The following is a 20,291-nucleotide window of genomic DNA, read 5'->3' as shown; positions in this document are numbered from 1 at the left end:
ACTCTTGTTGTGGTTGGAACTTGTTTTTAACTTGGTTGAGCTCATAAAAAGCAGACACACTAAAGCTGCTTTATAGTGCGGCTTTAGTTGTTTTTTATATTTTGATTATTGGTTAGCCATCAATTTTTGGTGCAAATATATCGATGCTTTTATCTGATTTGGGCTTTGGTGCGGTTACTTCATGCTCTATGTGGCTTTTATATAAATCGCGTTTTGCTGCAATCCATCCGTACTTACCTTTACTTTCGAATACATAGTTGCCAGAAGGTGCAGTAAATTGGCCATATACGGCATCTTTACCTACCGTTAAAACGGTATTATGCATGCGACCGTCAACACCCACTATTTTACCAAATATGCTCTTATCGCCATTTTCAGACTCAACCACACTAGTCACTTCTGCGGTGAATGTTTCGGCTGTTTGCGGAATAGCTAAATCAAAATTTTCGCCAGTCTCTAACGCCTGTAAAGAATTTAAATCAAACTCAATATAGGCCTCGTTATGTAAGTCGGTAGGTAAAACTTTTGCGTTTATAAGCACTTGCTTTGCTTTGTCTGATAAGCGATTTACGGCATCAAATTCTTCAAACGGTAAGCTGTTGTCAGGGGCAACAATGGGTTTTACGGTAATTGGATCTTTACTCATATCAATAGGTGCAGGGGGATGTGTATTGCGCGTTTTTTGTAAATCAATAGGAACAAAATCAATAGCAACAGGCGCGATAGGTTCGCCCGTTTCATCTGCATTAAAAAATAGCCCATAAACTGCAAATGCCGATAATGGTATAGCAATTAGTAAGACGACAGATCTCTTCATTTGTTTCTCTTTTAGTATTTTTGGTTAACTATTTGTTACGTTTTATATTATTAAATGGATTAGATCAAGATGATAAATGTAACCGAAAAGAATTATTTCTTAATTTTATAATTCCTTATAAAATATAAGGATATTTATTTTTGGTGTGTTTTTTGCTCTTTTTAGTATTGGTTTTTAGTAGTGTTTACGCGGGCTTTGGCGCAGTTATAGGTACTTGTTTGTTTAGTTAAATACAATGGTTAAAAGTGACTTTTTGACGTTAATTACAATGAAAAATAAAAAGTGAATTTATTTCACCTTTTGTAAACCAATCGCTAATTGCAATGTAATTATTGGGCACGTATGTTGTGTGCTGCATAAATGCATTACGAGGAATTTATGAAGGTGTCTGATCAGTTGCTTAACCGAATTACAGCAGGACTTGTGGCTGTAATTATTGGTTTTTCGAGTTCTATTGCATTAATTTATCAGGTAGTGATAACCCTTGGTGGTACGCCCGATTTAGTAGCTAGTTGGATTTTAATGCTCGGTTTAGTGATGGGCACAACGTCAATTGGTTTATCGTACTATTACAAAGTACCTGTTTTAATTGCGTGGTCTACCACGGGAGCTGCATTACTTATTTCAAGTGCCCAAGGGTATAACTTAAATGAGGCTATTGGCGCGTTTATGCTCAGTGCATTGCTCGTGTTTTTGTCGGGGGTTACGGGCTGGTTTGAAAAAATAATGAACCGTATTCCAAGTGAGCTTGCATGCGCCATGTTGGCCGGCGTGCTTGTTACCTTTGGTATCGATGTGTTTAATTTTATGAACGACATGCCTTTAGTAATTGGCTTAATGGTCGTTATGTACTTTATTGGTAAACGCTTTTTTGCCCGCTTTGCTATGTTAAGCGTGCTTATTATAGGTGTATTACTCGCTTGGCAAATGGGCCATATTGATACCAGCGCGCTGCACTGGAAAATGAGCGAATTTGCTTATATTGAACCCGCTTTCCACTTGCAAGCATGTATTAGTATAGGCTTACCACTTTATATAGTTACCATGACTTCGCAAAATTTACCGGGTATTGCGGTTTTAAAAGCACATAAATATAAAGCGCCTATATCTGCATCTCTTAATGTTACTGGCTTTGTAAATATGCTTAGTGCTCCTTTTGGAGCCTACTCTATTAATTTAGCCGCGATTACCGCAGCTATATGTATGAGTGATGAGGCGGATAAAAATCATGATAAACGTTATTGGGCGAGTATAGCGGCTGGCGTATTTTATATTTTAATGGCGTTGTGCGCAGCTACATTAGTTGGCTTGGTAGCAAGTTTACCGCAGGCACTTATTTTAGCTTTGGCGGGCATTGCGCTATTTGGCACCATTGCTAATAGTTTGCAGCAAGCCCTTAGTAGTACTGAATATACTGAGGCCGCAATAGTCACTTTTTTAGTAACTGCATCTAACTTAACATTGCTCTCAGTAGGGTCTGCTTTTTGGGGGATTATAGCGGGTGTGCTAACGCTTATTATCACCAGGAAAGACTAAAAACTGTGAATATGTAAAGCGAAATTATTGCTCATATAGATGATTAAAATAGTTTAACCAAGCTTATTAAAAAGGCTGCAATTGCAGCCTTTAGTTTTACAAACAGAGTTTACCTAATCATAAGTATGATGGCGAGTTACGCTAAACCGATTAAGTATATGGTGCATAACATACACAACACATAAGCTTAAGATTATAGCCACAGATACCGAACTAAACCGGTACATTGCACTATAAACAAGATCTTGGCCTGGCCCGAGTGAATTTCCAAACAAAATACCAAATGTAGTCAATACACCAAAACCAATGCCAGGTATGCCTCCGCCTAAAATATGAAAGCGCGCAAAAACAAACGAAAGTATCCATAAAATAGCCATCGGAAAAAGTAAAAAATCAGAGTGACTATACAAAAATAGTTGCGATAGTAACGCTGCATTACAGCCTATAAGCGTTCCAATTGCTCGCTGCCAACCGGCCATACCTGCGGCTTTCCAGCACAACGAAAATAAAATAAGCACAGAAGCTGCCTGCGCAGATATTGAGTCTTGTAAATCAAGAACCTGAAAAACAACAAAAGAGAGCGTAGCCACGGTTGAGCATAACAATACCTCATGGCGAATACTTTCTTTTGCTTTAGCTGGCATTACTCGCCCGGGCCTTGCGGTTACATCAGGAAATAGGCCATGCATTAATGCTCCAATAATAACGGTTAAGAATATAGCCAAACCATTAGTTAAGATTAACGGATAAATACTGCTTCCTTGATCAACATAGCTGGAAAAATGTAGCTGAATAGAAAGACTGATTACGCCTAAAGCGCCAAATAAAAAGGCACTACCGCTACTCATTTTATGAAATAAAAAGCAGAAAACACCAAACACTAACAATGTCATAACGACTGGCAAGTGAGAAAACAATCCCTGCATTATCAGCACTATAAGTGCGCTAAATGCAGCAGATGCTATAAATTGATTTATAAGCCCACGACTTAACGTAGGTACCATGCCCAATATCAACATAGGATAAACGGTAAAAAATATACCATTGGGCCAGTTCATTAATTTACTAATAGTAAAGCCAAGGGTACAGCCACCTGCAATGCGCAGTGCTTGGCGAAGGCCATTGGAGTCTAATTGTGGGCCTTGGCTAACAATTTGAGTCATAAAGCCTCCATTAATAAATGTAGTGTAACCAGCTAATAAACCTGATTTGTGCAGAGCCAAACCATTGCCCAATTGTTGATTCTGGTAATAACTGTACTGTTGCACGTGAGCCACTAGGCATGTTTGCTATTAAGTCTTGATGATTAATGAGCTTTAAGTGAATGCGTTGACGCTGTGCATCACGCACCCAGCGATTACTGGTTTCTGTTGTACTTAGTAAACCATTAGCACTAAGTTGACCACTGCTAACGCCTGCTTCAAATGTTTCAAGTATTGCGTCGTAAACTTCACCTGGACGGCTATCAAATACTACGCGCGCTTGTGTGCCTTGCTTCATATTTGAGAGTGACTTTTCTCTAAAGTCGGCAACTAAATCTGCCTTTTTAGCAACAATAGCTAATAACGGGCTGCCTGCAACTGCGTATGCGCCGTTTAATAACTGTAAGTTAGCAACTACGCCGTCACTTAATGCGCGCACTTTTGTGTAGGATAAATTTAGCTCAGCCTGTGCTAACTGGTTAGCAGCGTGGCGCATGGCTAAGTTTTTGTTACCTGAGTCACCTCTAGCTAAAACCGCTTCAGCTAACTGCGCTTCAAGGGCTGCAACATTTGCTTTACTCGCTTCAAAATTAGCACGAATGCTTTCAAGTTCTTGCTCCGATATAGACTTTTGCTTATAGAGCTTTTCGCCTCTGCTTTTTAATAGTTTTTGCTCATGCTGTTTAGCGTTTGCAGCACTTATTTGTGCCTCAAGCGCTTTAACATTGGTATCAAGGCGTTTATTTTGTAATTTGGCATCATCAAGGGCGAGTTGAGCTTGTTCTTTAGCTAAATTATATGGGCCTTCATCGATACTAAATAATATATCGCCTGCTTTAACTGATTGGTTATTACTAACTTGCACACTAGTGACTCGGCCACTAATTTGCGGTGATATTTGCACAACAGGGTGATAAACACGTGCTTGTGGTGTCACAGGCAAAACCATATCGGCCACTAAATAGTAAATAAATACTAAGATAAACCCTATGAGAGAAAACCTTACATAGCGTGCAAACTTTTGATCCGGTGTCATTTTTAGCCTTACTTATTAACTTGAATACATTTAAGGGCGTTTTGCTCCATTTTGATCAAACCAAATGCAATCGCATCTAGTTGCTCAACAGATAAACCGCTGTATAACTGATTTTTTATATCGGAAATAGTCTCTTGCAATGAATGTAAAATGGCATCACTTTGCTCAGTAAAATAGAGTCTTTTACTGCGCTTATCATATTTGTCTACACGGCGAACGATTAACGATTGTTCCTCTAATTGCTTAAGCGTACGAGTCAATGAAGGCATTTCTATCCCTAAGCTATTAGCAAGTTCAAGTTGTGTTAGTCCCTCACCACGCATACTAATATGCATTAGTGCAGTCCAGCGCGATTGAGTAAGCCCTAAAGGCTCAACCGCAATGGTTACCGCTTCGCGGCATAAACGATGAACTCGGCCCATATTACCGATAACTGTTAAATCGAGTGTTTCGTGAAAAGGTTTGTGTGTAGGCATAGCCACCCCAACATAGTTAGCAAGCTAACTATTTTATCATTACTTAGCTTGCTAAGTAAATATGTGTAAGTGCGGGAAGTAGCAAAATATTTGCTAAACCTCACTTGTAAAAATGGTGAGGTTTAGCAGGAGTTTAAAAGTTAAGTAAATTAGCTGGGGAGTATTGATCGGTAAGTACTTTTGTATCTGCGGGCCAATCTTGATCGTTTTTAGTAAATTGCATAAATTGGCTAATCGCTTTTATGTCTATACCGTATTTTACTAATTTAGGGGCGAGAGCATTTACACGCGTGTTAATTTGCGCTTCGCTCGGCATTGATTTAAGTCCCGCTAAAATAATACGATTACTACGATTTTCGCGACTTACATTTATAAAGTCGCCAAATACAGCGTGGTAAGTTGCCGACTCATGTTCATAAAGTTTACTACTTGAAAACGTATTTGCAGCTATAACACCGCCTTCGGCTAATACGCTTTGTACTTCTTCAAAAAACTCTTTAGTAAGCAAATGCTCCGGAATATAGTCGCCGTTAAATGCATCCAAAATAATCCAATCATACTTTTGCTTTTTAATAGCGGCACGTTTTATAAAAATACGGCCATCTTGCACGCTTGATGTCACTAAATCGTTTTCTATAAAGTTAAAGTAATCGCGTGCAACTTTAGTTACTGCAGGATCTATTTCAACATTATGAATTTTTGCAGTGGGGTATAGCTCATGAATAACGTTAGAAAGCGTACCGCCTCCTAATCCTATAATAAGTACATTTTTAGGATTATCGGCTACTAAAAGGCTCGCAAAAGTCAATTTTGTGTAATTAAAAACAAGTTTGTCGGGATTGTTCTTATACATACAGCTTTGGCTTGTTTGGCTACTTTTAGTATTAAATTTAAGGCAACGTAAGTCGCTCGTTTCTTCAACAATAATATTGCGATAAAGCGAGCGCTCTTCGTGGATAACTTTACTGCACGCAAAACCCGAAAATGCAATTAACGACAGTAGTAAATATTTAAGCATGAGCAAGCTCCTTATTACTAGCCAAGGTATTAATTACAATCGCGACTAAACCCAGTGACCCAAGCGTTAGAGCAAAGGCGCTAATAATTGTATTTACGTCAAACGCGAGTACAAAGTAAAACGAGGTAATTATAGTACCCAGTGCACTGCCAAGCGTACTTACAAAGTATAAACGCCCAGCCACTTGGCCGCTTTTATCGCTATCTGTTACCAGTAAGCGCACAGAGTAGGGCGAGATCATGCCTAAAATAACGGTAGGTATAAAAAATAAAGCAGTTGACGCCAAGAGTGAGCCGTAGCGGCTATCTTCAATATGGGTAAATATAAATTCCATTATTGGCTGCGAAAATAATGTAATAGGCACCACCATAATGCTGGCTATTAAAAATATTAAACCATATTTGGTAAGTGATGCATTTTTAGTGCTGAGTTTACCGCCAAGTAAATACCCAAAAGATAAACTAAGCATAAATACTGTAATTATACTGCCCCAAATATGTACGCTACTACCAAAAAAAGGGGCGAGAATTCTCCCTCCTAAAAGTTCAATCCCCATAATGCAAAAACCGCTGCAAAAAGCTAAAAAGTAAATTAACGCGTTTGTTTTTATGCTCATGTAATTATCGTTATGTAACTTAAGTAGATCACTATACTAACGTGATGACACGGCAGTCGCTAGTGCATTAATTAATCGCTCAGTGATTTTTTAAAAAGAAGTTTTGTTATAAAGTAACACATGCTACAATTTTGTTATACTATAACACTTTCTTAGTTAATCAATCACATGAAGTACTCTTTAATTTATTTAGCCTGCCTAGGAATTAGTGCGCCCAGTATTGCGCAAGATCCAAAAGAAGAAATCGAAAAAATATCTGTCACTTATAAACAAGCTTATCGCGGTGATATTCCTCAAAAGCAAATGCCACAATCTATAGTTAGTATTAATAGTGCTGAGCTTACTAAAAAAGGAATTACTCAACTACAAGATGCGCTTGATTTTTCAGCTAGTATTTCACGTAAAAACAATAGCGGTGCATTGTGGGATAGCTTTTCTATTCGTGGCCTTTCGGGTAACGAAAATATGCCATCGGGCTATTTAGTTAATGGCTTTAGCGGTGGGCGTGGTTTTAGCGGCCCGCGTGATGTATCTAACATTGATTACATTGAAGTACTAAAGGGCCCAGGTTCAGCACTTTATGGGCGATCAGAGCCAGGCGGGACTGTAAATATTGTGACTAAAAAGCCACAGTTTGATTCACAGGGTGAGCTAAAACTAAGCTTAGGTAGCGACAGTTTTAATCGCGTTGAAGGCGATTACACTCAAGGCATTAACGATACCACCGCGTTTAGAATAAATGGCGCATGGCAAGATAGTGACAGCTACCGCGATGAGGTATACACCAATAAAAAGGTGATTACGCCGTCTATATATCATCAAATAAACGCATCGACCAGTGTAACTTATGAGTTTGAATACGTAGATTTAGCTCAGCTATTCGACCGTGGTGTTGTCGTTCTCGATAACGATTTTGACACCCTACCAAGCTCGCGCTATTTAGGTAACCCAAACGATGGAGACACGCAGGTTTACTCTCGAGGCCACCAAATTACGTTAAATCACGATATTAACGAGGCATGGTCACTTGTTGTAGGTGCAAATTATCGAGACTCTAGCTTAACGGGTTTTTCGTCAGATGCAGAACTTGCACCATCGCGCCAATCGTTATTTGACGATGGCCGCACACTTACCCGCCAGCAGCGCTATCGCGACTACGAAGTAGAAGATTTAAGTGTAAAGTTTGAGGTAAGTGGAAGTTTAGATACAGCCGGCATTTCGCATCATTTATTAATAGGTATTGATGCATATAAATACGATTTGCGCACGGCGCTTTCTCGTTATCGTGGCGGTAATGGCACTTATACTATTGATATTTTTGAGCCTGATTATTCTGGTGAACGTCCTGCTGTTTCGCTACTTTATGAAAATGATGAAGAGCAAAACGCTTACGGTATTTACATTCAAGATCAAATGGATATCACTGATAAGTTTAAACTTTTACTTGGTCTTAGATTTGATAGCGTAGACCAAGATATTTTAGAAACCAACAGCGGTGTGTTTTCAACCAGTTCTGAGAGCCAAATAAGCCCACGCGTTGGCGTAGTGTACGAACTAAATAATACAATAACCTTTTACAGCAGTTACTCTGAAGGCTTTTTACCACTGAGCGGTACTGATGCAAACGGCGACCCGTTTGGCTTTGAGTACAGCGACTCGTTTGAAGTTGGTGCTAAGTTTGAATACTTAGGTGTAAACGGTACTGTGGCACTTTTTGATGCTTCTAAAAGTAATATGTTAGTGGCAGATCCTGTAAACGTTGGTTTTTCGGCTCCCATTGGTAAAGCTGATAGCAAAGGGTTTGAGCTTGATTTAAATACCTATATTACCGATGCAACAGCATTTAACTTATCGTACGCCTATATAGATGCCACCACGGCAAACGACATTATTAATGCCGATTGGGGCGTGCCAATAGAAAAAGGCAGCCCACTGGTCAATGTACCAAAAAACAATCTAAACCTTACACTTAGCCATCAAACAGCATTAATGGGTAAAGAGCTTGAATTTGGTGCAAGTTACCAATATACCAGCAGCCGCCTAGGTGATGCCGCAGATTTGAGCTTTAGACTACCAAGTTACCAATTGGTCGGCGTGTTTGGTCAATTAAATTTAACAGATAAAACAGAGCTAAATGTGAGTATTCATAACATTTTTAATGAAGCCTACGCTCAAAGTAGTTATAACGCTTTGTGGGTTTATCCGGGGGCGCCTACGCAATTTAAAATGTCGATAGCTTATAATTTTTAATAGCTTAGCTTATTAAGCTTTTAAACAGTTTTCATCCTGAAGCGTCTTAATTTAATAATTAAGGCGCTTTTTTATTTAAATTAAGGTTTCTTAAGTTTTCTTTAAGTTTCGCTCGCTAAGTTACAAACATACACTTTATATGAGCGATGTTTATGCAATTAGCACACCTACCTTCATCACCCGTTTATATTCAAAATAACTCACGCTTTGTGAGTGCTCGCGTTAATGATGAGCATAGAAGTGCGTTAGAAAACACAGTTAAAGAAGGTTTTTTAGTCGCTTATAACGCCACGCTTACCTCTTTTATGCCATTACTTTGCCAATACACTACAAACGAAGGGCAATGCACTTTGGGTTTAAGGCAAGCAACAGCTCCTCTATTTATAGAGCAATACTTAGCACAGCCCATTGAGCATTTTTTACCTGAGAACACACAGCGTAATAAAGTATTTGAGCTTGGCAACCTATGCTCTACACATCGCAAAGCAACGCTTGGGCATTTTATTGTTGTTAATGAAGCCCTGCAAAGTGTAGGAGCAAAACATTTAGTATTTTGCGCCACTAAAAAAGTACGTGCACTGCTGCGCTTATTAGGCGTTAACTGCACTGAAATTGCTGTGGCAAACAGTTTTGTTGTGGAGCATCCGCTAAGTTGGGGAAGTTACTACGCTAATCAGCCTACCGTATGCGTTGTGAGTTTAGAGCAAGCTCACCAACAGGTATTAAATACCCCAATGCTTTATAGTTTGATGCAGCAAAATCACTCAAATATCAATTCTTTGGTAAATGCGTTGGTGAATGTATGAATTACTATAATACCCATGCAATATCGCCATTAATTATTGCCCACAATAAAGAGCAAACACTTGAAATTAACGTGGATGAGTTTAATCAGCAAATACAAAAAGTAGTAAAAATACTACAAAGTTTTAACGGCAAATGTATCGCTTATAAGCTCGATAATACGCCAGCTTGGCTTGTTATTGATGCCGCTACTGCAGTTTCTAGTAAAGTGGCTGTGCCAATTGCTCACTTTTTTAGTGAACAACAAACTCAATATGTACTAGGGCAATGCGGCGCTAATGTATTTATGAGCGACACGCTAACCCCTGTATTTGGGGAGCCGACTGCATCAATTACTTTATTTGAGTGTTACACATTATATATTTACGAAATCGTTGTAGCTAAACCCGTCAGTTATTTTCCAGATACTCAAAAAGTAACATTTACGTCAGGATCGACTGGGCAACCAAAAGGCGTGTGTTTATCTGCAAAGAGTCAAATGCAGGTAGCTCAATCTCTGTGCGATAAAATTAATATTAAAAAGCCTGTGCATTTATGTTTATTGCCGCTTGCTGTATTGCTTGAAAATATAGCCGGTGTGTATGCCCCTTTAAAAAGTGGCGGTACAGTGCATTTAATGCCGTTAAATGAATTAGGCTTTGTTGGTACTGCATTAAAACAGCCCGCACAGCTTATTGCTGCGATTGATAAAGTTAAGCCAAATACGCTTATTTTAGTGCCTGAACTATTAGCATGCTTAGTTACTTTTGCAGAAGATGGGTGGCAACCGCCTAGTTCGTTACAGTTTATTGCCGTAGGTGGTGCGCTTGTCAGCGAAATGCTAATAGTAAAAGCACGTAGCTTAAACTTACCGGTGTACCAAGGTTATGGGCTGTCTGAGGCGGCATCTGTCGTTAGTTTAAATACACCCACAAACGATAACATCCATAGTGCCGGCTCTGTGTTACCTCATATTCAAACCAAAATTGAAAATGGCCAGCTTTTTATAAAAGGCGATTTGTTTTTAGGTTACTTAAACCATCAACCTCACAACAAGAACCAGTGGTATGCAACCGGCGATCTAGTCGAGCAGCGTCAAAATACTTTATTTATTAAAGGCCGATTAAAAAACCTAATTATTACCAGCATGGGTCGTAACATCAGTGCCGAGTGGCCTGAATCACTATTACTCAGTCAAAGCGGTATTTTACAAGCCGTTGTGTTTGGTGAGGGGCGACCTTTTCTCAGTGCCATTATTTACGCCGATACAAAGCTAAGTAACCCAGTGTTAGCGCAGTACATTAAGACAATTAATAAACAACTACCCGACTATGCACGAATTCAAAAATGGCATCGTTTAACTGCCCCATTAAGTGTGCAACAAGGATTATTAACCACAAATAATCGTCCAAAACGAGATGCCATAAGTAAGCAGTACCATGCTGTGTTTGAGCAATTTTACCGACTTGGAGAAGTAATTAATGAGTGATTTTTTTAACACCCTTAAAGAGCAAACTAAACAAGAGCAAAACTACCTGCTTGCAGCGCCGATTATTCAGCGTGTTTTTAAAGGCGAAGCATCACTTGAAGAATACGCCTCGTTTTTAGCACAAGCGTATCATCATGTTAAGCATACTGTGCCATTAATGATGTCGGTTGGTGCACGATTAACCGACGATCAAGAATGGCTGCGCGAAGCCGTCGCAGAATATATTGAAGAAGAGATAGGTCATCAAGAGTGGGTACTTAATGACATTGCAGCCTGTGGTTTTGACAAAGAAACAGTACGGTGTAGTCAGCCGCAATTTGCAACCGAAATGATGGTGTCGTATGCGTACGACTCCATTGCACGTAAAAATCCGTTGAGCTTTTTTGGCATGGTGCATGTGCTTGAAGGCACTTCTATAGCGCTTGCGGATGGCGCCGCTTCAAACATTGCAAATGCTGTGGGTTTACCTAAAAAAGCATTTAGTTATTTAACCTCTCACGGCGCGCTTGATATAGAGCATGTAAAGTTTTTTGAAAACCTAATGAACCAAATAACAGACGAGGCGGATCAACAAGCCATAATTCATGGTGCAAAGCGCTTTTATCGTTTATACGGCGATATATTTCGTGGACTCGATGACGAAGCATTTTTTAAAGCACGTGCACAAGGCAAATTGGCATGAGTAGTTCTTTGTGTGTGCTCACTGGTGCAACAGGCGGAATAGGGCAAGCGATTGCTAAAGCCCTATATGCAAAAGGGTGGAAGTTACTACTTGTAGGGCGAAATACCCAAGCCCTTGAAAAACTGAGCCGTGCATGCCCAGACAGTGAAATATTTACGGGCGATTTAACCGACGATACAACACGTATTAACCTAGCAATAAAAGCCAAGCAACTCGGCGGCGTTAAATTACTTATTAATAACGCAGGTATAAATGCAATGCAAAGCCTTGAGCACACAAGTAATGAGCAAATAGATAATATGCTCGTTACTAATTTGTCGGTGCCTATTAAATTATGCCAGCTATTTTTAGGGCAGTTAGCGTATACCAAAGGCACCATTGTTAACGTGGGATCATCGTTTGGCAGTATTGGCTACCCGTTTCAAACGCTTTATTGCGCCAGTAAATTCGGTTTACGTGGCTTTACAGAAGCGTTATCACGTGAGTTGAATGGTTCAGGCGTTAAAGTGACCTATTTAGCACCAAGAGCAACAGATACATCCATTAATAGCAGTAAAGCGCGGGCAATGAATAAAGAGCTCGGCAATAAAATGGACTCGCCAGAATTAGTTGCTCAAGAGTTATTAGCTCTTATAAGTTCAAACCAAACAAGGCGCTTTATTGGTTTTCCTGAAAAATTATTTGCACGCATAAATGGCGTATTCCCAAGCGTTGTTGATAACGCTATTGCAAAGCAACTTCCTAAAATTAAACGTTTTTTAAGTTAACAAACACACAAGGGCAAAATTATGTATAAATTTACACTCGCATTTTATTTAATACTAACCTCTGTATTTGCAACTGCAGTACACGCAGATGAAGCGCAAGACTTAACCGATATTCAACAAAAGTGGGCAATTGCTAATTACGAACTTGAAGACGATGCGCAAATAGACGCGTTTACGCAACTAAGTGAGCAAAGCGCATTATTTGTTAAAAACTATCCAAGCTCGGCGCAAACACATATTTGGAATGGCATTGTGTTAGCTAGTTTTGCTGGCGCAAAAGGGGGCTTGGGCGCACTTGGTTTAGCAAAAGAAGCAAAAGCGTCACTCGAAAATGCACTCTCGATTGATGGCACTGCATTAAATGGCTCAGCTTACGCAAGCCTTGCAACGCTTTATAGCAAAGTACCTGGCTGGCCAATTGGTTTTGGTGATGACGACAAAGCTGAAAAATTATTTAAACAAGCGCTCGCTTTTAATCTCGAAGGCATTGATACTAATTACTTATACGGTGAATACTTGTATGACGAAGGCGATTATAAACAAGCTAAAGCACGACTACTTGTAGCACAAGCTGCTGGGATTCGTGATACTCGGGCAAAAGCAGATAAATATCGTCAACAAGCAATAAGTCAGTTATTGGCAAAAGTAGATAAAAAATTAAAAAGATAAACACATAATGCATTTATTACTCGTTGAGGACGATCATTTAGTGGCGCAAGGGCTTATTCGCTCTTTGCGCCAAGAGGGCTACAGCGTAGAGCACAGTGGCACAGTAAAACACGCCCTAGAGTGCCTTTCTAGTGGTGATATTGAGCTTGTTATTCTCGATTTAGGATTACCTGATGGCGACGGCTCGCAAGTTTTAAAGCATATTAAAGCGCAAAAAAAAGTAATACCAGTGGTTATTTTAACTGCACGCGGCAGTATTGACGACAAAGTCCAAGGGCTCGATATGGGGGCAGATGATTACCTTGCAAAGCCGTTTGACCCCGCTGAGCTATTTGCCCGTTTACGTGTAGCAAGCCGGCGCATTAATCAAACACAATCAAGCTTATTACGCTGTGGTGATGTAGTAATGGATACTTCTGCTCATACAGTTAAACTAAGTGGGCAGTCACTTACACTACCTCGAAAAGAATACATGCTTTTAAAAGCGCTAATGGAAAATCAGGGAAGGGTACAATCAAAACAACAACTCGAAAACAAACTTTACCAATGGGGTGAAGAAGTCGGCTCTAATGCCATAGAGGTGCATATTCATCATCTTCGTAAAAAATTCCCTAGTGATTTGATTAAAACCTTACGTGGCATTGGCTACGTGGTTGGTAAGCGTTAGAGTGTGTTTGTTTTTCGAGGTTGAAAATGTCAATTCGTAAACGTCTGACCTTAATTTTACTTTCAATGATGGTGCTAACTTGCTTTTTAGCATTAGTAAAAGGCTATCAAAAAAGTATGTACCACGGTGAAAGTTTGCTTGATGATGAACTTAAAATAGTGGCTGGCGTTTTAATTGAGCAACCATTGGCACTAAGCACAGATGCAGTACAAGTAAGTAATAATAGCGCTCAGTTGTTGTATCAAATTTGGCAAAATAATAATTTACTTAGTGGCTCATCGAGTTTAACGAATAACCAAATTAGTTTTAGCGAGGGCTTTCAAACGGCCAATGTAGCAGGGCAGCGTATGCGAGTATTTGTGATGAGTAAAAATACCCGTAAAGTCATCGTTGCTGAACCTATGGCAAAGCGTTTTGAATTAGCTGAAGCCGTTATTTTATCCGCAATGTTACCTATGCTATGGGCAGTCCCTCTGCTTGCTATTTTTATTAGCTTTTTTGTTAAATACGCATTAGCCCCTCTTACCCGATTATCTAAGCAGTTGGCGTCTCGCCAAGCGAACGACTTTACGCCAATTAACTGGCAAGTAACCGACGAGGAAATTAAACCGGTTATTAATCGTTTAAACGACTTATTTAAACGCGTAGAAACTGCCTACTTACGGGAGCGCTTTTTTGCCTCAGATGCAGCTCATGAATTACGTACCCCGCTTAGTAGTTTAAAAATTAACGTACATAATTTAGCTAATAAACAAAGTAATCTGCAAGACCATCAAGAATTACAAGCTATGTCGCAGGGCATTAATCGTTTAAGTAATATTGTTGAGCAAATGCTAATTTTAGGGCGCACTCAGCCTGAACAATGGCAGAGGCAATTTAGCGAACAATCATTGCTAACGATTACTCAGCAAGTCGTATCGGAGCAATACGACAAAATAGATGAAAAAAACCAAACCATTAGTCTTGAAGGCGATGATTTTATAATTAATGGTGATGAGTTTACATTAACCACGCTTATCGCTAATTTACTTAGCAACGCCATAAAGTACACACCCAATAATGGTCAAATTATAATTAAATTAGCATCAAGTAATAACGGCTTTAGTTGGCAAATTGATGATTCTGGTGCGGGTATGACTGAAGAGCAAAAAGAGCGAATATTCAATCGCTTTTATCGCGTAGGTGGCGATCAGCATCCATCAGGCGAGCAAGGTGCTGGTTTAGGTATGGCGATTGTTCAACACATAATTGCTATTTATGGTGCAACTATTCATTTAGCGAATAGCCCTTTAGGCGGACTAACCGTTAAGGTTACTTTTACAGGAGTAAAAAGTGACTAAACGTTTATTTAATCGGTGCCTTTGTTGTTTGCTATTTTTGTCGTTTAACGCGGCGAGTAAAGAGTACCTTATTGTTTTGAAAGATCATTTGTTTTATCCCTCACAAATTACCATTCCCGCGAATAAAAAAGTAAAACTAATGATAGAAAACCAAGATAGCACACCAGAAGAGTTTGATAGCTTTGATTTAAACAGAGAAAAAGTACTCTACCCAAACCGTAAAAGCATTATTTATATAGGACCGCTTAGTAAAGGGTATTACGAATTTTTTGGTGAGTTTTCGCCCAATACAGCAAGGGGCGTTGTAATAGTTGGTGATGAGGAAGCGCAGCATGCTAATAACTAGTTTAGTCATGAGTCTTAATCAATTACTACCTGTGGCTATTTTATTAGTGCTACTACAAGTAGTTAAAAAACAAAGCGCTTTAAAAATAGGATCTGCTTTACTAATTGGCGCGCTCATGTCGTTTATGTACATGCAAAGTGCATCATGGGTGAGCCAGTGGTTTGAACACCAAGGGCTAGAGTACTCACAAATAGGGCTATGTATTACTATATTTATAGCCGTATTAGTATTTGCAATAAAACAAAAATCAGCGGCTTTTTATATTGCTGTTATAAGCACAATAACATTGTATTTAAGCCACTATATTATTTACCTCACCAGTTTTTGGCAAAGTAATGATGCAGGGCAAAGCTTATTTATTGGCACTTTATTAGGTGTTGGAATTTGTTTAAGTTTTAGCGTATTGCTGTACTTTTTAATGAATGCAATTAAGCACCGCTTTGGTATGTATCCGCTTTTTACTTTGCTTGCTTTTAACAGCGCGGCTAAGTTATTAGTTGCACTGGATTTGGCAAGCCAAATAGACTTAATTACCAACACCGCAACCGTGTGGGATTTACGCGATGTATTAAGCGAAAACTCTGAACTCGGGCGCGTACTGCGCGCCCTGGTTGGTTACGAGGCTACCCCGGATCTAATGAGTGTACTTATATATAGTACAAGTAGCGTGATATTTTTATCACTTTGTTATGTTATTTCGGCTTCAATTTCTAAGGAACGTGTATGAAAGCACTCAACCTATATTTAGCGCTTAGCTTTACCGTTTTTTGTTTGTTGGTACTTTCAACCCCAGCAAAGGCCGATGGAATTGTTGTTGATAAGGTATATCACCCCTATGTTTTACCTTTTGAGCGAGAGTTTGAATGGCGGTTAGTGTCGCACCAAACAGATAGTGGCAACATACTAGCGCAGCGTTTGGGTGGTGGCGGTGCTATTAACGATACAATGGCACTAGAAGGCTATTTAGTTGGTGAGCGAGATGACAACGGCGACTTTGGTTTAGAAGCTTATGAGCTTGAACTACGCTGGCAATTGATTGAACAAGGTAAATTATGGGCCGATTGGGGGGCATTATTTGAGCTTGAAAAAAAACATAATGAAGATGTGTATGAAGCAACTTCGGGTTTTGTGATAGAAAAAGAGTTTGGTAAAACAAGCTTAACTATGAATGCCTTTTTAGTATACGAGTGGGGGCAGGATATTCAAAATGAATGGGAAAGTGAGTTTAGAGCGCAATATCGCTATCGATATCGTTCTGCTTTTCAGCCATCTATTGAGGTGTACGTAGGAGAAGACTTTGTTGGCATAGGGCCTGGGTTTATAGGTTTGCAGCGTTTTGATGGACAAAAGCAGTTAAAATGGGAAGCGGGTTTTATCACTGAGATAAGCCAATCAGAAAAAAATCATAGTTTTAGGCTCGCATTAGAATTTGAATTTTAATAACCAAGGAAAGCGGTTTTGGTTGTTTATCACTCTGATTATAGATAGGTACTTGACATATTTTAAAAAATCTATATAGTGGGCTGCAGCTAGAAAGAAAGCATGTAAGCTATAAATCTCCATTTCGATGTTGTATAAGTAATACTTGTAGTACCGTCCTGAAGTTTTTAAAGTACCATCTCATTTTTTGCTACACCCGCTCTTATGAGCATATTTTTTATTTTATATCAGGATATTACAATGTCTAACATCGTATCAGGTACAGTTAAGTGGTTCAACGAGTCTAAAGGTTTTGGTTTCATCGAGCAAGAAAATGGCCCAGACGTTTTCGCACATTTCTCAGCAATCAAAAGCGAAGGTTTCAAAACTTTAGCTGAAGGCCAACGTGTAGAGTTCACTCTTTCACAAGGTCAAAAAGGTCCACAAGCTGATAACATCACAGCTGTATAATTTTACTTTTTAAGTAAAATGAAAAAAAGCGCTTAAGGCGCTTTTTTTGTGTCTGAAATTTGACATAAACCAAGCAACGCCTGTTATTAGCCCCTCCTAGTATTTGTTTTTCTATTCTTCTAAGCCATTCTTCTAAGCCATTCTTTTAAGCAATTGTGTTAATGCAAGTGAGTTTAAGCTTGTGATTAATACCGCCCATTTCTCTTCTTATAATTTTTTAAAAAGAAAATAGATCTAATTTTTGGCTCATATTTACAGTAATGCATCAGCTGGAACCTTTGACTATAAAGTGGGAAAGGTGCTGTAAGGCTGCAAAAATTACCTATTTGTGCGCATGCTAAATTGCATCGAATTTAATAAGTAAGTAGTTGTGTGTCATAAAGCAATTTTATGAAGAATATAAAAAGTTAAAAATGAAAGGTGATTTTGTCGCCCATAAGCATACTTACCTTCAATGATTTATCTTTCGTAAGGCAGCCCTTTATTTTGCTTTATTTTTAAAAATGCAGCTTGCAGCGCTTCAATTAAACGCATATCTGTTTTTTTATTCGCAGCTAAATAAGCATCAATTGTTAGCTCATCTATTTTATAGATAAACCTTAAGTGTGCTGGTTTGAGCTTTAGGTAGTCGCTCATCTGCTGCATATATAATGGATCGTCTACTATTAAATCTACTTTTTTAGCTAATAGTAAAGAGTATGATTTTTGAATATCAGAGGTTAAAACAACTTCAAATCCAAGTTTCGTGAGAGTTTGTGTTGAAAAGTCATTGCGTTGCATTGCAATTTTATACACTTTTGCTTGTTCAGTATTATTTATAATAAGATCATCACGCTCTGATAGGCCGATAAAGCCCAGCTCAAATCGTCCAACTGGTCCAATCCAATAAAATTTATTTTCTCGCTCTACAGTGCGTGCAAGGCTGTATATAAAGGTGTTTTTTAACTCATCTGCAATTTTATAAGCACGTGCCCAAGGATACATTTGAATGTTAGGTGTGAGATCAGCCTCAGCAAATATATCTCTAATAAATTGAGTGCCTTCACCTGCTACCTCACCATCAATCAACACTTGGTTTGGCGGTGCTAACTCTGTAACAACAAGGATGGGTTCTTTTGCTTGAACATACACAGAACAAATTAAAAAAAGAGAATAAAGAATATATTTCACAATAGCGGATCGTTAGTCGGTTAGCTTAAGTAATATAAGTGTGGCTGAAAATACGAAAAACACAAAAAATATTTATGTGACTTTGTTACTAAGATATTGGTTTATTTGAGTTATGTATAACCATAAATAAGGTTAAATAGCTTGAAGGTTGGAGAGTGTATAAATGTGGAAGGCCTAAAACGATAAAAGGGCCTTGCGGCCCTTGGTGAAGTATCGTTCAAGTCAGATAGAGCTTTAACCCCTTAAAGCGCTATCCTCTTGTTTTGCAACACCGGTGTTCATCTCAATAAGTTTCTAAGCTAGCGAGAGGAAAAACCCAGCAATTGCTGCGCTCATAAGGTTAGCCATAGATCCTGCTAACACTGCTCTGAGCCCTAAGCGTGCGATATCCTTCCGCCGACTAGGCGCCATACCGCCTAACCCACCTAGTAAAATGGCTATCGATGATAGGTTAGCAAAGCCACATAGAGCAAAAGTAACAATTGCTTGTGTGTGCGCGCTTAACGTATCGCGATAATTTATAAAGTCTAAGTAAGCAACAAACTCGTTCACTACTATCTTTTGACCAATAAAGCTGCCGGCTATAATTGCTTCATCCCATGGCACACCTAGTAACCATGCAACAGGAGCAAATACATAACCTAATATTTCTTGAAGCGTTAATGTTGGGTAATCAAACCACCCACCAATACCGCCTAATAAACCGTTTAATAGTGCAATTAGCGCTACAAAAGCAAGTAACATTGCACCTACATTAAGTGCTAAATGCATACCGTTTGCTGCACCTGATGCAGCTGCATCAATTACATTTACAGGCTTATCTTCGTCATCTAAATCTAAATCAGCTAAGTTATCTTTAGGCGTTTCAGTTTCTGGCACAATCATCTTGGCCATTAAAAAACCACCTGGAGCAGCCATAAAGCTCGCTGCTATTAAATACTTAAGATCTACGCCAATAATAACGTAACCAGCCATTACAGAGCCTGCCACAGTGGCTAAGCCACCTACCATCACTGCAAACAATTCCGATTTAGTCATTGTTGCTATAAATGGCTTAACTATCAGCGGTGCTTCAGTTTGGCCAACAAAAATATTTGCCGTTGCTGAAAGCGATTCTGTGCGAGAGGTTTTCAATAATTTTTGTAAACCGCCGCCTAAAATCCTAATTATCCAATCCATAATGCCAAGGTGATACAACACAGCAACAAGTGCTGAGAAAAACACGATAACGGGCAAAACTTGAATCGCAAAAATAAAACCTAATGTGTCTTGTGAGGCAAGTGGGCCAAACAAAAACCCAATACCGTCATTTGCATAACCAATAACCGACGATACGGCTGCTGACATGCTCGTTAACACATTTTTTCCTGCTTCAAAAAACAGGACAAAACCGCCAATAACTACTTGCATCGCAAATGCTATACCAACGGTTCTTAAATTAATTGCCTTGCGATTAGTTGATGCCGCAAAGGCAATGCTTAGTAGCACACACATGCCCACTAAGCTCATAAATGTTGTCATACAAATGTTTCCCGTT

The 20,291-nt window shown here is 39.1% G+C and carries 21 protein-coding genes; 13 read left to right on the top strand and 8 right to left on the bottom strand.

The window, feature by feature from the left end; genetic code table 11:
* Positions 1-112: 112 nt before the first annotated feature.
* Positions 113-817, bottom strand: a complete 705-nt coding sequence (locus JG479_RS19895; RefSeq protein WP_138490144.1) for a hypothetical protein — start codon at positions 815-817, stop codon at positions 113-115.
* A 378-nt stretch (positions 818-1,195) separates the two neighbouring features.
* On the opposite strand from JG479_RS19895, the gene JG479_RS19890 reads away from it, so the two are divergent.
* Positions 1,196-2,353 carry a benzoate/H(+) symporter BenE family transporter gene (locus JG479_RS19890; RefSeq protein ID WP_002959155.1) on the top strand — a complete coding sequence of 386 codons (1,158 nt, stop codon included), beginning with the start codon at positions 1,196-1,198 and terminating at the stop codon, positions 2,351-2,353.
* Between the two features lie 113 nt (positions 2,354-2,466).
* Here JG479_RS19890 and JG479_RS19885 read toward each other — a convergent pair whose 3' ends face one another.
* From JG479_RS19885 to JG479_RS19865, 5 genes are all read right to left on the bottom strand, one after another.
* Positions 2,467-3,516, bottom strand: a complete 1,050-nt coding sequence (locus JG479_RS19885; protein WP_138490145.1) for a DUF2955 domain-containing protein — start codon at positions 3,514-3,516, stop codon at positions 2,467-2,469.
* Between the two features lie 10 nt (positions 3,517-3,526).
* On the bottom strand, positions 3,527-4,591 hold the full coding sequence (locus tag JG479_RS19880; protein ID WP_002959152.1) for an HlyD family secretion protein: 1,065 nt from the start codon (positions 4,589-4,591) through the stop codon (positions 3,527-3,529).
* An 8-nt stretch (positions 4,592-4,599) separates the two neighbouring features.
* The gene (locus tag JG479_RS19875; RefSeq protein WP_200220517.1) at positions 4,600-5,067 is read right to left on the bottom strand and encodes a MarR family transcriptional regulator; all 468 of its coding nucleotides are present in this window, start codon (positions 5,065-5,067) and stop codon (positions 4,600-4,602) included.
* 133 nt (positions 5,068-5,200) lie between these two features.
* Positions 5,201-6,085 (bottom strand): spermidine synthase, encoded by an 885-nt coding sequence (locus JG479_RS19870; protein ID WP_039488815.1) that lies wholly within the window; start codon positions 6,083-6,085, stop codon positions 5,201-5,203.
* Complete coding sequence (locus tag JG479_RS19865) at positions 6,078-6,701, bottom strand: fused MFS/spermidine synthase (RefSeq protein WP_200220516.1); 624 nt, start codon at positions 6,699-6,701, stop codon at positions 6,078-6,080. Before JG479_RS19865 ends, JG479_RS19870 begins: the two co-directional genes overlap by 8 nt.
* A 168-nt stretch (positions 6,702-6,869) precedes the next feature.
* Between JG479_RS19865 and JG479_RS19860 the strand changes: the two genes are divergently transcribed.
* From JG479_RS19860 to JG479_RS19805, 12 genes are all read left to right on the top strand, one after another.
* Positions 6,870-8,951 carry a TonB-dependent siderophore receptor gene (locus JG479_RS19860; RefSeq protein WP_200220515.1) on the top strand — a complete coding sequence of 694 codons (2,082 nt, stop codon included), beginning with the start codon at positions 6,870-6,872 and terminating at the stop codon, positions 8,949-8,951.
* A gap of 152 nt (positions 8,952-9,103) precedes the next feature.
* Positions 9,104-9,757 carry a thermostable hemolysin gene (locus tag JG479_RS19855; protein WP_002959142.1) on the top strand — a complete coding sequence of 218 codons (654 nt, stop codon included), beginning with the start codon at positions 9,104-9,106 and terminating at the stop codon, positions 9,755-9,757.
* Positions 9,754-11,223, top strand: coding sequence for an AMP-binding protein (locus JG479_RS19850; RefSeq protein WP_200220514.1), 1,470 nt, complete (start codon positions 9,754-9,756; stop codon positions 11,221-11,223). Before JG479_RS19855 ends, JG479_RS19850 begins: the two co-directional genes overlap by 4 nt.
* Positions 11,216-11,905, top strand: a complete 690-nt coding sequence (locus JG479_RS19845) for a TenA family transcriptional regulator (protein WP_200220513.1) — start codon at positions 11,216-11,218, stop codon at positions 11,903-11,905. Before JG479_RS19850 ends, JG479_RS19845 begins: the two co-directional genes overlap by 8 nt.
* On the top strand, positions 11,902-12,672 hold the full coding sequence (locus JG479_RS19840) for an SDR family oxidoreductase (RefSeq protein WP_200220512.1): 771 nt from the start codon (positions 11,902-11,904) through the stop codon (positions 12,670-12,672). Before JG479_RS19845 ends, JG479_RS19840 begins: the two co-directional genes overlap by 4 nt.
* Before the next feature lie 21 nt (positions 12,673-12,693).
* Positions 12,694-13,341 carry a hypothetical protein gene (locus tag JG479_RS19835; RefSeq protein WP_039488809.1) on the top strand — a complete coding sequence of 216 codons (648 nt, stop codon included), beginning with the start codon at positions 12,694-12,696 and terminating at the stop codon, positions 13,339-13,341.
* Positions 13,342-13,348: 7 nt separating this feature from the next.
* Positions 13,349-14,008: a response regulator gene (locus JG479_RS19830; RefSeq protein ID WP_200220511.1), complete on the top strand. Its 660-nt coding sequence runs from the start codon at positions 13,349-13,351 to the stop codon at positions 14,006-14,008.
* A gap of 26 nt (positions 14,009-14,034) precedes the next feature.
* On the top strand, positions 14,035-15,348 hold the full coding sequence (locus JG479_RS19825; protein ID WP_200220510.1) for an ATP-binding protein: 1,314 nt from the start codon (positions 14,035-14,037) through the stop codon (positions 15,346-15,348).
* Positions 15,341-15,694, top strand: coding sequence for a cupredoxin domain-containing protein (locus JG479_RS19820; protein ID WP_200220509.1), 354 nt, complete (start codon positions 15,341-15,343; stop codon positions 15,692-15,694). Before JG479_RS19825 ends, JG479_RS19820 begins: the two co-directional genes overlap by 8 nt.
* Positions 15,681-16,421: an iron transporter gene (locus JG479_RS19815; protein WP_138490155.1), complete on the top strand. Its 741-nt coding sequence runs from the start codon at positions 15,681-15,683 to the stop codon at positions 16,419-16,421. The genes JG479_RS19820 and JG479_RS19815 overlap by 14 nt, the downstream gene beginning before the upstream one ends.
* The gene (locus JG479_RS19810) at positions 16,418-17,134 is read left to right on the top strand and encodes a hypothetical protein (RefSeq protein WP_002959122.1); all 717 of its coding nucleotides are present in this window, start codon (positions 16,418-16,420) and stop codon (positions 17,132-17,134) included. Before JG479_RS19815 ends, JG479_RS19810 begins: the two co-directional genes overlap by 4 nt.
* 240 nt (positions 17,135-17,374) lie before the next feature.
* Positions 17,375-17,584, top strand: coding sequence for a cold-shock protein (locus tag JG479_RS19805; RefSeq protein ID WP_002959120.1), 210 nt, complete (start codon positions 17,375-17,377; stop codon positions 17,582-17,584).
* Between the two features lie 459 nt (positions 17,585-18,043).
* Here JG479_RS19805 and JG479_RS19800 read toward each other — a convergent pair whose 3' ends face one another.
* Both JG479_RS19800 and JG479_RS19795 read right to left on the bottom strand, forming a co-directional pair.
* Complete coding sequence (locus tag JG479_RS19800) at positions 18,044-18,754, bottom strand: substrate-binding periplasmic protein (protein ID WP_200220508.1); 711 nt, start codon at positions 18,752-18,754, stop codon at positions 18,044-18,046.
* Positions 18,755-19,048: 294 nt separating this feature from the next.
* Positions 19,049-20,275 (bottom strand): NupC/NupG family nucleoside CNT transporter, encoded by a 1,227-nt coding sequence (locus JG479_RS19795; RefSeq protein WP_039488805.1) that lies wholly within the window; start codon positions 20,273-20,275, stop codon positions 19,049-19,051.
* Positions 20,276-20,291: the final 16 nt, after the last annotated feature.

This window comes from Pseudoalteromonas sp. LC2018020214, assembly GCF_016598755.1.
Lineage (GTDB): Bacteria > Pseudomonadota > Gammaproteobacteria > Enterobacterales > Alteromonadaceae > Pseudoalteromonas > Pseudoalteromonas distincta.
Note: the sequence above shows the minus strand (reverse complement) of the source record. Positions and strands in the feature narration are given on the sequence as shown.

Coding starts and splice junctions, on each gene's coding strand:
- JG479_RS19895 (WP_138490144.1), bottom strand. CDS start 817: ATGAAGAGATCTGTCGTCTTACTAATTGCTATACCATTATCGGCATTT.
- JG479_RS19890 (WP_002959155.1), top strand. CDS start 1,196: ATGAAGGTGTCTGATCAGTTGCTTAACCGAATTACAGCAGGACTTGTG.
- JG479_RS19885 (WP_138490145.1), bottom strand. CDS start 3,516: ATGACTCAAATTGTTAGCCAAGGCCCACAATTAGACTCCAATGGCCTT.
- JG479_RS19880 (WP_002959152.1), bottom strand. CDS start 4,591: ATGACACCGGATCAAAAGTTTGCACGCTATGTAAGGTTTTCTCTCATA.
- JG479_RS19875 (WP_200220517.1), bottom strand. CDS start 5,067: ATGCCTACACACAAACCTTTTCACGAAACACTCGATTTAACAGTTATC.
- JG479_RS19870 (WP_039488815.1), bottom strand. CDS start 6,085: ATGCTTAAATATTTACTACTGTCGTTAATTGCATTTTCGGGTTTTGCG.
- JG479_RS19865 (WP_200220516.1), bottom strand. CDS start 6,701: ATGAGCATAAAAACAAACGCGTTAATTTACTTTTTAGCTTTTTGCAGC.
- JG479_RS19860 (WP_200220515.1), top strand. CDS start 6,870: ATGAAGTACTCTTTAATTTATTTAGCCTGCCTAGGAATTAGTGCGCCC.
- JG479_RS19855 (WP_002959142.1), top strand. CDS start 9,104: ATGCAATTAGCACACCTACCTTCATCACCCGTTTATATTCAAAATAAC.
- JG479_RS19850 (WP_200220514.1), top strand. CDS start 9,754: ATGAATTACTATAATACCCATGCAATATCGCCATTAATTATTGCCCAC.
- JG479_RS19845 (WP_200220513.1), top strand. CDS start 11,216: ATGAGTGATTTTTTTAACACCCTTAAAGAGCAAACTAAACAAGAGCAA.
- JG479_RS19840 (WP_200220512.1), top strand. CDS start 11,902: ATGAGTAGTTCTTTGTGTGTGCTCACTGGTGCAACAGGCGGAATAGGG.
- JG479_RS19835 (WP_039488809.1), top strand. CDS start 12,694: ATGTATAAATTTACACTCGCATTTTATTTAATACTAACCTCTGTATTT.
- JG479_RS19830 (WP_200220511.1), top strand. CDS start 13,349: ATGCATTTATTACTCGTTGAGGACGATCATTTAGTGGCGCAAGGGCTT.
- JG479_RS19825 (WP_200220510.1), top strand. CDS start 14,035: ATGTCAATTCGTAAACGTCTGACCTTAATTTTACTTTCAATGATGGTG.
- JG479_RS19815 (WP_138490155.1), top strand. CDS start 15,681: ATGCTAATAACTAGTTTAGTCATGAGTCTTAATCAATTACTACCTGTG.
- JG479_RS19810 (WP_002959122.1), top strand. CDS start 16,418: ATGAAAGCACTCAACCTATATTTAGCGCTTAGCTTTACCGTTTTTTGT.
- JG479_RS19805 (WP_002959120.1), top strand. CDS start 17,375: ATGTCTAACATCGTATCAGGTACAGTTAAGTGGTTCAACGAGTCTAAA.
- JG479_RS19795 (WP_039488805.1), bottom strand. CDS start 20,275: ATGACAACATTTATGAGCTTAGTGGGCATGTGTGTGCTACTAAGCATT.